Raw genomic sequence first — 13,094 nt, 5'->3', positions numbered from 1 at the left:
TCCGGTCACCTCTTCGATATCGCGTCGCCAGGGCGCACCTTTCGCGGACACGGGGCCCGGCGGCCGAGCACGGCGCGACCCCGAAAGGATCCAGAGCCCCCCGGGGTCGCCTGTCATTTTTCTGTCACCTCATCGAAATGGCGTTGCGCGGCCGGGGCCAGTGCCCGGTAGAGATCGTGGAAAAGCTCGACCGCCGCCGCCCGGCCGGGCGGAGCGGGGACCAGCTCGACCGGGAGTTCCGGATCGAGCGACGGGAAGGCGCGGAAGGTGTGCGTCAGCCAGGTCCGGACGGCGAACGCCTCCGCGTCGGGCAGATCACCCGGGTACCCGCCGAAATCCCGCACGAACGCGTCGTACCGCGCGGCGAGGCCGTCGAGGTTCCACGCCCGGCAGGCGAACCGCCGGACGTCGAGGCCCGCCGACGGTTTTCCGAGCATCAGCCCGGCGTGCTCGGAGACGTCGAGTTCGGCCAGCAGGGCGAGCACCTCGGCCTCGCGGTCGTGCGGAGCGATCCAGGTGCCGTCCTGCACCGGGCCGAACCCGAGGAACCGCAGCCGGCGCACCAGCCGTTCCCGGGCCTGGCGGCGGCTTTCGGGGATGCTCTGCCACAGCACCGTCCACTCCCCGATCCCGCGTTCACTCCTGCCGAGGGAGAAGATCCGGCGGTCGCCGTCCTCCAGGAGCGCGATCGTGCGGCGGGTCAGCGAATAGTGGGTGAGCCTGCCCGCCTTGTGTCTCGCGAGCAGGTCGCGGCGGGCGAGCCTGGCCAGCGCGATCCGCGCGGCGCCGTCGGAGAAGCCGAGCCCCGCGAGCACGGCGACCAGGCCGCCGGACCAGACACGGCGGCTCTCTCGCGGCGACACGTAGGTGCCGAGCAGCGTCATCACCAGTTCCTGGGGACCTGGCTCGCCGTGCGGTGTGGCCGATTCGGGCATGCGCGCAACTCTATACACCTCAGGCCGCTGCGGTGTAGCTTGATTCGGGTGACGTACTTCGCGGAGTTGAGCTCGCCTCAGGTGGCCGCGCTCGCGTCCGATGCGCGCGTCCCCGTGCTGCTGCTGCCGGTGGGCGCCGTCGAACCACACGGGCCGCACGCGCCGCTGGGCACCGATCCCCTGATCTCACGGGGGATGTGCGAGCGTGCCGCCGCCCGGCTGGCGGGTGACCCCGGCGTTCGCGTGCTGATCCTTCCCGAGGTGTCCTACGGCGTGACCCGGTTCGCGGCCGGGTTCGCGGGCGGCGTCTCGATCGGCGAAGAGACGCTGTACGCACTGCTGGCCGAGATCTGCGGGGCACTCGCCGAGCAGGGGTTCTCCCGGATCCTGCTGGTGAACAACCATTTCGAGCCGGCGCAGCTGGCCGTGCTGCGGCGTGTGGCGGAGACCGGCGGCGTCGGCTTCGTCGACCTGGTGCGCCGCAGGTACGCCCTCCGGCTCACCGACGAGTTCCGTTCCGGCGAGTGCCATGCCGGGCAGTACGAGACGTCGCTGGTACTCGCCGACCGGCCGGACCTCGTCGACGCCGCCGTCCAGCGCGCACTGCCCCCGGTCCACGTCGACCTGGCACGCGGCGGGAGCACGGATTTCGCCTCGGCCGGGATGACCGAGGCCTACTGCGGCACCCCCGCCCGGGCGAGTGCCGAAGAAGGCGAGAAGACCTTCTCGGTGCTCACCGACATCCTGGTCGAAGCGATCCGGGAGCTGGTATGACCTTCAACCTGGCGACCCATTTCGTGGACCGTCTCCCCGGTGGGCGGACGGCGTTGCTGTGCGGCGACGAGGAAGTCACGTACGCGGAACTGGCGGCGCTGGTGAACCGCGCCGGGAACGTGCTGCGCGACCTCGGTGTCCGCAGTGGACAACGGGTCCTGCTGGCGCTGAACGACAGTGTCGAGTTCGTGGCCGTCTGGTACGCGGCGCAGAAGATCGGCGCCGTCACCGCCGAGGTCTATTCCTTCCTCCAGCCCAAGGATTACGCGTACTACCTGAACTACACCGAGGCCGCCGTCGTCGTCGCGGACGGCTCGACGTTGCCCGCGCTGCGCGCGGCCGGAGCACGGAACCTGCTGGTGGTCGGCGACGTGGAGGTTCGGCCCGGTGAGCATTCGTTCGACGCGCTGATCGCGTCCGCGCCGGCCGAACTGGCGGCCGCGCCGACCACTTCGGACGACGTCGCGATCTGGAAGTTCACCACCGGGAGCACCGGTTCGCCCAAGGCGTGCGTGCATCCGGCGCGCAGCGCGCTGGAGAGCTTCGACCGGTACGCCCTCGGCGTGCTCGGCCTCCGCGAGGACGACCGCGTCCTGGCCGTGCCGAAGCTGTTCTTCGGCTACGCGCGGGATCTGACCGCGTTGTTCCCCTTCGGTGTCGGCGCGTCCGGCGTCGTGTTCCCGCAACGCAGTACCGCCGAGCTGCTGTTCTCGCTGATCGAGCGCTACCGGCCGACGATCCTGGTCAACGTGCCGACGATGATGAGCGCGATGATCGCCCATCCGGCCTCGTCCACCGTGGACATGAGTTCGCTACGGCTCACCACGTCGGCGGGCGAGGCATTGCCCTCGGAGCTGCATCGCAAGTGGGACGACACCTTCGGGGTCCCGGTGATCGACGGGATCGGCTCGTCGGAGGCGTACCACATCTACCTCTCCAACGTGCCCGGTGCGCAGCGCGTCGGCAGCCTCGGCCGTGAGGTCCCCGGCTACACCGCCCGCGTTCTCGACGAGAGCGGCGATCCCTTGCCGGACGGGGAGACCGGCGTCCTGGAGGTGACCGGGCCGACCATCGCGCGTGCGTACCACGGCGACGCGGAGAAGACCGCGCGGACGTTCCACGGCGACACCCTGCGCACCGGTGACCTGTTCAGCCGCGACACCGACGGGTACTTCCACCACCACGGCCGCGCCGACGACCTGCTGAAGGTGTCCGGTGTGTTCGTCGCGCCGAGCGAGATCGAAGACTGTCTCATCGGCCATCCCGCCGTCGTCGACTGCGCGGTGCTGGGCGTGACCGTCGACGGCCTGGTCGTCCCGCGGGCGTGCGTCGTCCTGGCGGAGGGCGCTTCCGTGACCGCCGACGAACTGAAGGACCACGCGCGGACACAGCTGGCGAAGCACAAGTATCCGCGCGAGGTGGTCTTCGTGACCGCACTTCCCCGCACGGCCAACGGAAAACTCGATCGGCGCGCCTTGCGCCGGGTGGAGGCGGAGTGAGCAGGATCGTCGTCGTCACCGGCGGGACCCGCGGGATCGGCGCGGCCGTCGCCGCCCGGTTCCGCGCCGCCGGGGACAAGGTGCACGCGCCCGGCCGGGCCGACTGCGACGTCACCGACGAAGCCGCCGTCGCCCGGTACTTCGACGTCCTCGGCCCGGTGGACGTGCTGGTGAACAACGCCGGGATCTCGGCGAGCGCGCCGCTGGCGAAGACGTCGCTGGAGCAGTGGCGGACCCAGCTCGAGGTCAACGCGACCGGTGCTTTCCTCTGCACACGGGCGGTTCTGCCCGGTATGCGCTCGCGCGACACCGGCCGGATCGTCACCGTCGCCTCGACCGCGTCGCAGATCGGCTACCGCTACACCGCCGGATACACCGCGTCGAAGCACGCCGCCGTCGGCCTCATGCGGGCCACCGCCGCGGAACTCGCGGGGACCGGCGTCACCGCGAACGCCGTTTGCCCGGCCTTCGTGCGCACGGACATGACGGCCGCCTCGGTGGCCCGGATCCGGGAACGCACCGGCCGCGACGAAGCCGGCGCGGAAGCCGCCCTCGCCGCCGCGTCCCCGCTCGGCCGCCTGCTCGAACCCGACGAGGTCGCCCACGCGGTGACCTTCTTCGCGGCGCCCGAAGCCGCCGCGATCAACGGACAGACACTCGTCCTCGATGGAGGTGGGATCCAGTCATGAGCCCGTTCCGCGCCACGCCCCCGCTCACGACGGACTGGGCGCACTTCGAGTTCACCGTGGACGACGGCGTCGCCACGGTCACCTTGGACCGCCCCGAAAAACTGAACGCGCTCACCTTCGACGCCTACGCGGACCTGCGCGACCTGCTGGCCGAGTTGCCGCACCGCGGCGACGTCCGGGTGCTGGTCGTCACCGGCCGGGGGCGCGGCTTCTGCTCCGGCGGCGACGTCGAGGAGATCATCGGCGAACTGCAGAAAATGGAGTCCGCGGAACTGCTGGACTTCACCCGCATGACCGGCGCGGTGGTGAAGGCGCTGCGGGAGTGCCCCGTCCCGGTGATCGCCGCGGTGAACGGCATCGCGGCGGGCGCGGGTTCGGTGATCGCGCTGGCGAGTGACTTCCGGCTCATGGCGTCGTCGGCGAAGTTCGCCTTCCTGTTCACGAAGGTCGGCCTGGCCGGTGCCGACATGGGCTCGGCGTACCTGCTGCCGCGGCTGGTCGGCCTGGGCCGGGCGACGGAACTGCTGATGCTGGGCGACAAGATCGACGCGGCCCGCGCGGAGACGATCGGCCTGGCCTCGAAGGTGGTTCCCGACGCTGAGCTCGCTTCCGAGGCTTCCGCTTTGGCTCGGCGCTTGGCCGATGGACCGGCTCTGGCGTACAGCACGACGAAGGTGCTGCTGACGCGGGAGCTCGACATGGACCTGGGCAGCTCCATCGAACTGGAAGCGATCACGCAGGCTCTGCTGATGACGGCGAAGGACCATGGGGAGTTCTATGCGGCCTGGACGGCGGGGCGTTCGCCTCGGTGGACCGGGCGCTGAACTTCTTCCGCCGCAAGTGGTCACCTGATTGCGCAGTCGCCGAACGGCCGCCCCCAGAAGACGTTCAGCCACACCTTCCCCAGTACATGAAGGCCCCCTTCCTTGCGTCTAGGTACAGGAGGGGGTCCTTCATGTACGTCGCCGAGCCGCTCCCCCGGTTCCGGACCGGTCCACCCCGTGCGCTGCGGCACCAGGCCGAGCAGGGCGAGCACCCGCTCGGTCGTCCCGCGCTCGTCCTCCACGGCGCTCACTGGGTCAGAGCCGGCGGACCGATTTTGTCGGCTGGGCATGTCAGAGTGGTCCCATGAACCGCAAGAGCCGCGAATTCCAGATCAGCTTCGACGCCCTGAACCCCCGAACCCTCTCGACCTTCTGGCGCGACGCCCTGGGCTACGTCCACCCCGGCCCTCCCGGGGTCGAGGTGCCCGAGGGCACCGATCCGCTGGACGCGTGGGACGAGTTCCTCGAGCGGATCGGTGTGCCCGAGGATCAGCGCGACACCCGGTCGGCCCTCGAGGATCCAGCCGGTGAGGGGCCGAGGATTTTCTTCCAGCGGGTCCCGGAAAACAAGATCGCCAAAAACCGCGTCCATCTCGACATCCGCGCCGCGCCCGGACTGATGGGCGACGAGCGCATGGCGGCGCTCGAAGCCGAGTGCGACAGGCTCGTCGCGTTGGGGGCGAAGCGGGTTCAGCGCTTCGAGCCCGAGCAGCCGTTGAGCCTCGGCTTCATCGTGATGAACGACCCGGAGGGCAACGAGTTCTGCCTCGACTGAGTCAGATCGTCGTCACGGCGATCGCGTTGTCCTCCAGGGAACCGAAGTAGAGGGTTCCGGCCCGCTCACGGACGCCGACGAGCACATGGAACCCGTCGATCTCCCCGCGTAGTTCGTGGACCTGCTTCCCGTCCGGCGTGACGCCCCGCACCCCGCATTCCCGCGCGGGTGCGGGCTGCAGAAAGGTCGGCAACGCCCGGACACCGGCCCGCAACGGCGCGGGGAGCTTCTGCGCCAAGGAGAGCGCCGGGACCTTCGGGCTCGCCACGGTGATCCAGATCAGCCCGTCGCTGCCGGTCGAGATGTTGTCGGGATAGCCCCACAGATCGTCGACGAGGTAGTCCCGCGTACCCGCCTTGTCACCGGTGAGCCACACCCGCGCGACCCGGTAGGCGCCCGTCTCGGCGACGGCCACGTAGGACTCGTCGGGTGGGAGCGCGACCCCGTTGGCGAACTGGAAACCGTCGGCGAGCTGCTCGATCTTCCCGTCCGGCGTGCGCCGTAGAAGCCGTCCGCCCCCGGTCTGCTCGATCAGGTCGTCGCGCCAGTTCTCGATACCGAAGCGGCGCGACGAGTCGGTGAAGTACACCGTGCCGTCGGCGGCGACGGCGGCGTTGTTGCAGAACACGAAATCGAGGCCCTCGGCCGAAGTCGCCAGCGTGGTCACGGGACCGCCCGCGAGCGGCATGGTGAGCAGACCGGCCTTGGCGTCGCAGATCAGGAGGTCGTCGCCGTAGAACTCCAGCCCCAGCGGACGCCCGCCGGTGTCGCCGAGGACGTCGATCCGCTTGCCGTCCGGCGTGACGCGCAGGATCCGCCCGTCGTCGACGCCGGTGTGGATCCGCCCCTGATCGTCGACCACGACGTCCTCGGGACCGTGCCCGTTGACCGGAATGACCGTGACCTCGCCGAACGCCATCGCGTGTCTCCTAGCGATAAGTGAGTAGTTGCGCGGCTTCCGCCTCGAAATGCGGATGTTCGTTGAACGACAGCAGGGTCACGCCGCCGCGGCCGGACACCAGTTTGGTGATGCCCGCGTTGACGGTGACCCGGTTCAGCTTCAGCAACCCCACCTCGGGGTTGCCCATGAGCGCGCCGCAGACCGTCGCGATCACACCGCCGGAGGTGAAGACGACGGCGTGCTCGCCCTTGCCCAGCGACGCCACGACCTCGGCCAGCGCCCCCTTGACCCGTGCCGAGAATTCAGGCCAGGTCTCCGCGCACGGACTGTCGTCACCGGCGGACACCCAGGCGTTCAGCGCACCGTCCAAAGCGGCCTGATACGCCCGCGAATCGGTCTGCTGGACGCCTGCGGCGTGGTGTTTCGCGATGTCGACGTGGTCGTACTCGTTCCAGCGCTCGTCCTCGGCGACGGCGATCCCGGAGCCGAGCGCCTTCACCGCCGTCGCGGCCGTGTCCCGTTGGCGGGCCAGGGAACCGGCACGCGCCTGGGTGAATTCGACACCCCGGCGCAGCAGCTCCTCACCGACCACCGTGGACTGTTCGAGACCCCGGTGCGAAAGCTGGTCGTAGTTCTCCGCGCCGAACGACGCCTGCCCGTGGCGGACCAGGTAGATCGCACCCATCTACGCCTGTCCTCCCCCGATGATCCGGCGGCAGCGCCCGTCGAGGTACCCCACGAACTGCCACAGGTCCTTCAGCGCCGGGTTGGTCGTCTGTCCCGCGTGGAACCGGTAGTAGAGCTGCTGGATCACCACCGCGAGCCGGAACAGGCCGTACACCTCGTAGAAGGTCCAGTCGCCGATCCCCAGGCCGGAGCGCTCCGCGTACCGTCGCACGAACTCTTCCCGCGTGTACATCCCGGGCACGTGCGTCGGCTGCCGTCGGCTGAGCTTCATGACGTCGTCATCGTCGTCCTGCACCCAGTACGCCAGGGTGCTGCCCAGTTCCATCAGCGGATCACCGAGGGTGGCCATCTCCCAGTCGAGTACGCCGGCGATGTCGAGATCGTCGTCGAGTACCAGGTTGTCGAGCCGGTAGTCGTTGTGGATCAAGCAGATCTTGACCTCGGGCGGCTGGTTCTCCTTCAGCCACGCCATCACCTCGGCACAGTCCGGAACGTTGTCCGTGCGTGCCTTCAGGAACCGCTCCGACCAGCCGCGCACCTGGCGCTCGACGTAACCGGCGCCCTTGCCGAGGTCGGCCAGCCCGGCGGCTTCGAGGTCGACGGCGTGCAGTTCGACCAGCCGGTCGACGACCTTGCCGCACAGCTCGCGCGCGCCCTCCGGCGGCAGTTCGAGACCGGCGGGCAGATCTCCGCGCAGGATCAGGCCTTCGAGGCGTTCCATCACGTAGAAGTCGCCGCCGAGCACGGTTTCCTCGTCGCAGAACGCGACCATCTCGGGCACGAAGGGGAAGACCGGCCGCAACCCGTGCTGGACCCGGAACTCACGGCGCATGTCGTGCGCGGACGCGGCCTTGTGCCCGCGCGGCGGGCGCCGCAGGATCAGCTCGCGATCCGGATAGCTCAGCAGGTACGTGAGATTCGAGGCACCGCCGGGGAACTGGCGGACCTCGGGCGGCGAGTCGCCGAGGCCGGGCACCCGCCCGGCCAGCCAGGCGTGCACCGCCGCGGGGTCGAACGAGTCCTCGCCGCGTACCTCGACGGTCTGGTCCGGGGCCGGCGTCATGCGAACTTCTTCAGCACCGACGCCGGGACGAACGGGAACACCTTGGCGAGCACGGCCCACGGCCACGAGGGCACGTACGCCTTCGCCGCTTCGGACTCGATCGCCTTGACCAGCGCCTGCGCGCCCGCCTCCGCCCGCGTCCCGAGCGGGACCTTCGTGATGTCCTCGTTCATCTCCGATTCGATGAATCCGGGCAGCAACGTGGTGACCTTGATCGGCGTCTTCATCAGTTCGATTCGCGTGCCTTCGGCCAGCGCCGAGACGCCCGCCTTCGAGGCGGCGTACGCGGTGAGATTTCCGGGGAAGGCGCGTAGGGCGGAGAAGGAGGACACCACCACGAGGTGGCCTTCCCGCTGTTTCCGGAAGATGCCGACGGCGGCTTCGATCTGGGCGGCCGCGGCGAGGAAGTTCGTCTGGAGGGTCTGCCGGTTGGCGTCGAACCGGCCGGAGCCGATGGGCTGCCCCTTGCCGAGCCCCGCGTTCACGATCACGCGATCGAGGGAGCCGAGCTCCTCGCGGAACTCCTCGAAGACGGCGAAGACCTGGTCGTGGTCGTTCACGTCCAGCTTCCGGGTGACCACCCTGATGCCGGGATAGGCCTTCTTGAGTTCCGCGGCGAGGGCTTCCAGCCGGTCGACACGGCGGGCGGCCAACGCCAGGTCGCGGCCTCTGGCGGCGTACTGCCTGGCCATTCCCTCGCCGAGTCCGGAGCTCGCCCCGGTGATCAGGATGTTCTTCCGCAGGACCATGAGGGGAGCTTACCGGTTGGTAACAAGGCTGGAACCCCTCGGACAGGTGGCTGCCCCCGGCGCCTGGAGTTCGCCGGGGGCAGCCTGTCCGGAAGGGCTTCACCCGACCTGAAGCAGCTTGTTCGCCGTGCCACCGGTCGGGTTGCCGATCTTGCCGTCGGCGGCCGCGGCGACCAGACCTTCGGCGACCTGGGCCGGAGTGGCGTCGGGGTGCGCCGAGAGGTACAGCGCGGCGGCACCCGCGACGTGCGGCGCGGCCATCGAGGTACCGCTGATGGTGTTCTCGGCGTCGTCACCGCTCGCCCACGACGAGGTGATGTCGACACCCGGCGCGTACAGGTCCACGACCGGACCGTAGTTCGAGAAGCTCGCCTGCCTGTCGGTCTTGTCGCTGGCGGCCACCGTGATGGCCTCCTTCACCCTGGCGGGCGAAGTGGTGCCCGCGTCGGAGGACTCGTTGCCCGCCGCGAGCGCGAAGGTCACGCCCTTGTCGATGGCGCCCTTGACCGCCGCGTCCAGGGCGTCGTCCGCCCCGCCGCCCAGGCTCATGTTGGCGACCGACGGGCCCTTGGCGTTCGCCGCGACCCAGTCGACACCGGCGACGACACCTTCGGTGGTGCCGCTGCCGTTGGCGTCCAGTACGCGGACGCCGACGATCTTGACGCCCTTGGCCAGGCCGTACTCGGTGCCGCCGATGGTGCCGGCGACGTGCGTGCCATGACCGTGTTCGTCGTCGGGGGTGTCGTCGTTGTCGACGAAATCCTTGCCGCCGGCCGCGCGGTCACCGAAGGTGGCGTGCGAGCCGCGCACACCGGTGTCGATGACGTAGGCGGTGACGTTGTCGGCCTTCGTCGGGTAGGTGTACTTGTCGTCGAGCGGCAGGTCGGCCTGGTCGACCCGGTCCAGTCCCCACGACGGCGGGTTGTCCTGGGTCTCGCTGATCTTGATCGTCTTGTTCTGGACGACGTAGGCGACCCGCGGGTCGGCGGCGAGCCGCTTCGCGGCGCCCTCGTCGGCCTTGATCGAGAAGCCGTTCAGCGCCGAGCCGAACGTGCGGGACAGCGTGGTGCCGTACTGACCGGTGAGTCCTTGCGCCTTGGCGGCCACGTTCGCGGTGACCTCGCTCGCCGCGGCCACGCCCTGGCCGACCGCGGTGGGCTCGAGGACGACGAGGTAGCTGCCGCCGATCGCGTCGGCCGCGCCCGCCCCGCGGATCTCGCCCTGCTGGTCGGCGTGGGCGGCACCCGCGCCGAACGTGGCGACCGCCGCGGTCACTCCCACGGCGACTCCCGCCACCAGGCCGCTACGGGTCTTTCGGGACTTCGGGTTCTTCCGGGACTTGCTCACGGGATCCCTTCCTGCCGCACCATGCGGATCACCCGGGAGGATGATCGTTGTGGATAGCCATGCAAGCCGGTGCGCCGGAGCCGGGCAAGGATTCCCAGTTACCAGAACTAGGCCACCGGGAGTAGTCGTGCTCGTCCGAGTGGTCGTTCTCCCCTGGCAGAACGTGCTCCTGAAGCGTTACCCCTGACTGTTAAAGTTGTTCGTGTTGTTATCAACCGGCGGTGGCGGGAAACGGCAGACGGGGGCGGTCGGGCGGCATATGGTGGCGGGGAGCGCGGCGGACCGAGTGACCACGGACGAGGAAGAACAGCCGCGCACCGCGTTCGCCATCGCGTTGCGCTCGGCCATCGCCACCAGTGGTCTGAGTCTCGACCGTATCCAAGCCCGGCTTCGCACACGTGGCGCGTCGGTGAGCGTGACCGCGCTGAGCTACTGGCAATCGGGCAAACGTCAGCCGGAGCGGCAGAGTTCGCTGTCCGCCGTCCGGGTCCTCGAAGAGGTCTTGGCGCTCCCCGCCGGTTCGCTGCTCACCCTGTTGGCGCCGCCTCGGCCGCGCGGGGCCTCGTCACGCCGCAGCCGGGCCACCACCGAGCAGCCGCTGACCTTCCCCCTCGAAGCACTCCAGGCGTTGTTGGCGAAGGTCGGCGCGCCCCACGCGCTCGAACAACACCATCAGCTGAAACTGGTCGGCCTGCACGATCTGTGCGAGATCGCCGAGGACGGCGGGCAGCGCGCGGTGACCGCGCGGGCGGTGTTCCAGGCGGGCGCGGACGGGCAGGACCGCTGGCTGCTGGTCTACGCCCAGGGCGATCCGGAGGCCGGGCCGCCGGTGCTGAACACGCTGCGCAACTGCCACGTCGGCCGCGCCGAAGTCGACGACGAGCACGGGCTGACGGTGGCCGAACTGCTCTTCGACCGGCCCATCGACCGCGGTGAGACGCACCTGATCGAGTACTCGCTCACCAATCCCGGGCCGCCGTATCCGGAATGCCGGAACACGCATTACCGCGAGTTCCGGCGCCCGGTACGCGAATACCTGCTGGAGGTCCGGTTCGATCCGGACTCCGTCCCGGTAAAGTGCCGGCAATACGCCGGGCAAGGCACGTCGCCGATGGACCGGAAGGAATTGAAACCGGACGGGGGCAACGGCGTCCACGCCGTCGCGCTCGACTTCGGCCCCGGCATCTTCGGCATCGACTGGGAGTACTAATGCAGCTTGTTGCGCAGGACCTTCCCGGTCGCGTTGCGCGGTAGCTCGTCGAGGAATTCCACGTCGCGCGGCACCTTGTAGCGGGCGAGGTTGGCCCTGACGTATTCGCGCACGCCTTCGACGTCCAGATCCGACTTCTCGGCCCGCACCACGAACGCCTTCAGCCGTTGCCCGAACTCGGGGTCGTCGACGCCGACGACCGCCGCTTCGAGTACGTCCTCGCGTTCGACCAGGAGGTTCTCCACCTCGATCGGGAAGACGTTCTCGCCGCCGGAGACGATCATTTCGTCGTCGCGGCCGTCGATGAACAGCAGGCCGTCCTCGTCGAAGTGGCCGACGTCGCCGCTGGAGAGCAGCCCGTCGATGATCTCCTTGTTACGCCCGTCGGTGTAGCCCTGGAAGCTCAGCCCGCTGCCGACGAAGACCCGGCCGGTGACCTGCGGCTCGGTGATCTTGCGGCCCTTTTCGTCGTACAGCGCGACCTTGCAGCCCACCGGCGCGCGGCCGACCGTGCCCGGCGCCTTGCGCCAGTCCTCGGGCGTCGCGACCGTGGCGACCGCGACCTCGGTGGAGCCGTAGAGGTTGTGCACGACGTTGCCGAACGCGGCGGTCGCGCGGTTCCCGAGATCCGGGGAGAGCGCGGAGCCTGCGACGAAGATGATCCGCAGGCACGAGGTGTCGTACTTGGCGCGGATCTCCTCGGGCAGGTCGACGATCCGTTGCAGCATCGTCGGCACGAGGACGAGCGTGGTGCAGCGGTTCTCCGCGACGCCGCGCAGCGTCTCCTCCGGCACGAACTTGCGCCGCATGACGACCTTCGAACCGAGCGCGAAGGACAGGATGAACTGCGACAACCCGGTGCCGTGGAACAGCGGCGCGCCCATGTAGGTCGCCTCGCCGGTCCGCAGCGGGATGCGGTCGAGGAACTGCGCGGAGGCGAGCGCGGAGGTGTGCGGCCGCGGCGCGCCCTTCGGCGTCCCGGTGGTGCCGCTGGTCAGCAGGATGAAGCCGCCCGGCTTCGCGGGCGCGGGCCACGGCCGGTCGTCGGTGCCGGCGACCAGTTCGGTGACGATCGGGATCTCGTGCCCGGAGAGCTCGGCGTCCGAATCGACCCACGCGAGGTAGTGGTCGACGTCGCCCTCGATCGCGTCCAGCAGGTCGGTGAACTCCTGGTCGTACACGAGCGCCGTGACACCTTCGCGCTTCGCGACGTCCGAGAGCTGCGGTTTGGCGAACCCGGTGTTCATCAGCAGCAGCTTGGCGCCGAGTTTGCCCGAGGCGAGCATCGTCAGCACGAGCCCCCGGTGGTCCCGGCACAACGCGGCGATCACCGAGCCCGGGCCGAGCCCGCGTTCGGACCACGCCCTGGCCAGCGCGTTCGACTGCGTGTCGAGCTGCTTGAAGGTCAGCGGGCCGAGCTCGTCGATGATGCCGGTCGCGGTCGGGTCCCGGCGGGCGGCGATCATGTTCGCCCCGGCGAACGGACCCCACTTCCGCACCATGACCAGCGACCGCAGGCCCTCGTCGACCCGCGGGATCGGGAGCAGGCCCGCTTGGCGCATCACGTCGATACTGCGCACGGTCTCGGTCACCTTGCCCGCCACCAGGGTGGCGAGGCCGGTGGGGTTTCTCATCCGGGCA

Annotated in this window: 13 protein-coding genes and 1 pseudogene; 6 read left to right on the top strand and 8 right to left on the bottom strand. The window is 69.7% G+C overall.

Annotation, left to right across the window (positions count from 1 at the left end; translation table 11 throughout):
* Positions 1-113: 113 nt before the first annotated feature.
* Positions 114-935: a PaaX family transcriptional regulator C-terminal domain-containing protein gene (locus tag P3102_RS08580; protein WP_276367972.1), complete on the bottom strand. Its 822-nt coding sequence runs from the start codon at positions 933-935 to the stop codon at positions 114-116.
* Positions 936-983: 48 nt separating this feature from the next.
* Between P3102_RS08580 and P3102_RS08575 the strand changes: the two genes are divergently transcribed.
* From P3102_RS08575 to P3102_RS08560, 4 genes are read left to right on the top strand one after another with little or no spacing between them, the layout of a single operon-like run.
* Positions 984-1,709, top strand: coding sequence for a creatininase family protein (locus P3102_RS08575; RefSeq protein WP_276367971.1), 726 nt, complete (start codon positions 984-986; stop codon positions 1,707-1,709).
* Entirely contained in the window at positions 1,706-3,208 is a 1,503-nt protein-coding gene (locus P3102_RS08570) for a benzoate-CoA ligase family protein (protein ID WP_276367969.1), read from the top strand. Before P3102_RS08575 ends, P3102_RS08570 begins: the two co-directional genes overlap by 4 nt.
* Complete coding sequence (locus P3102_RS08565; protein WP_276367967.1) at positions 3,205-3,897, top strand: SDR family NAD(P)-dependent oxidoreductase; 693 nt, start codon at positions 3,205-3,207, stop codon at positions 3,895-3,897. The genes P3102_RS08570 and P3102_RS08565 overlap by 4 nt, the downstream gene beginning before the upstream one ends.
* On the top strand, positions 3,894-4,721 hold the full coding sequence (locus P3102_RS08560; protein WP_276367966.1) for an enoyl-CoA hydratase family protein: 828 nt from the start codon (positions 3,894-3,896) through the stop codon (positions 4,719-4,721). Before P3102_RS08565 ends, P3102_RS08560 begins: the two co-directional genes overlap by 4 nt.
* A gap of 140 nt (positions 4,722-4,861) precedes the next feature.
* Here P3102_RS08560 and P3102_RS37800 read toward each other — a convergent pair.
* Positions 4,862-4,963 (bottom strand): annotated as a pseudogene (locus P3102_RS37800) (transcriptional regulator); the annotation flags it as partial.
* 62 nt (positions 4,964-5,025) lie between these two features.
* On the opposite strand from P3102_RS37800, the gene P3102_RS08555 reads away from it, so the two are divergent.
* Positions 5,026-5,496 (top strand): VOC family protein, encoded by a 471-nt coding sequence (locus P3102_RS08555; protein WP_276367964.1) that lies wholly within the window; start codon positions 5,026-5,028, stop codon positions 5,494-5,496.
* A gap of 1 nt (position 5,497) precedes the next feature.
* Here the strand turns inward: P3102_RS08555 and P3102_RS08550 are convergent, their stop codons facing one another.
* The 5 genes from P3102_RS08550 to P3102_RS08530 all read right to left on the bottom strand — a co-directional run bounded on the left by P3102_RS08550 (position 5,498) and on the right by P3102_RS08530 (position 10,243).
* The gene (locus P3102_RS08550; protein WP_276367961.1) at positions 5,498-6,415 is read right to left on the bottom strand and encodes an SMP-30/gluconolactonase/LRE family protein; all 918 of its coding nucleotides are present in this window, start codon (positions 6,413-6,415) and stop codon (positions 5,498-5,500) included.
* 10 nt (positions 6,416-6,425) lie between these two features.
* Positions 6,426-7,082 (bottom strand): histidine phosphatase family protein, encoded by a 657-nt coding sequence (locus tag P3102_RS08545; protein WP_276367959.1) that lies wholly within the window; start codon positions 7,080-7,082, stop codon positions 6,426-6,428.
* A complete protein-coding gene (locus P3102_RS08540; RefSeq protein ID WP_276367958.1) occupies positions 7,083-8,147 on the bottom strand; it encodes a phosphotransferase family protein in 1,065 nt (354 codons plus the stop codon).
* Complete coding sequence (locus P3102_RS08535) at positions 8,144-8,896, bottom strand: SDR family oxidoreductase (RefSeq protein WP_276367956.1); 753 nt, start codon at positions 8,894-8,896, stop codon at positions 8,144-8,146. The genes P3102_RS08540 and P3102_RS08535 overlap by 4 nt, the downstream gene beginning before the upstream one ends.
* 99 nt (positions 8,897-8,995) lie before the next feature.
* Positions 8,996-10,243: a S8 family peptidase gene (locus P3102_RS08530; RefSeq protein ID WP_276367954.1), complete on the bottom strand. Its 1,248-nt coding sequence runs from the start codon at positions 10,241-10,243 to the stop codon at positions 8,996-8,998.
* A 259-nt stretch (positions 10,244-10,502) separates the two neighbouring features.
* Here P3102_RS08530 and P3102_RS08525 point away from each other — a divergent pair, with 259 nt between their 5' ends.
* Positions 10,503-11,453 (top strand): hypothetical protein, encoded by a 951-nt coding sequence (locus P3102_RS08525; RefSeq protein WP_276371052.1) that lies wholly within the window; start codon positions 10,503-10,505, stop codon positions 11,451-11,453.
* Here the strand turns inward: P3102_RS08525 and P3102_RS08520 are convergent.
* On the bottom strand, positions 11,450-13,087 hold the full coding sequence (locus P3102_RS08520; protein ID WP_276367953.1) for an acyl-CoA synthetase: 1,638 nt from the start codon (positions 13,085-13,087) through the stop codon (positions 11,450-11,452). The genes P3102_RS08525 and P3102_RS08520 overlap by 4 nt on opposite strands.
* Positions 13,088-13,094 lie beyond the last annotated feature (7 nt).

The organism is Amycolatopsis sp. QT-25, from assembly GCF_029369745.1.
Lineage (GTDB): Bacteria > Actinomycetota > Actinomycetes > Mycobacteriales > Pseudonocardiaceae > Amycolatopsis.
Note: the sequence above shows the minus strand (reverse complement) of the source record. Positions and strands in the feature narration are given on the sequence as shown.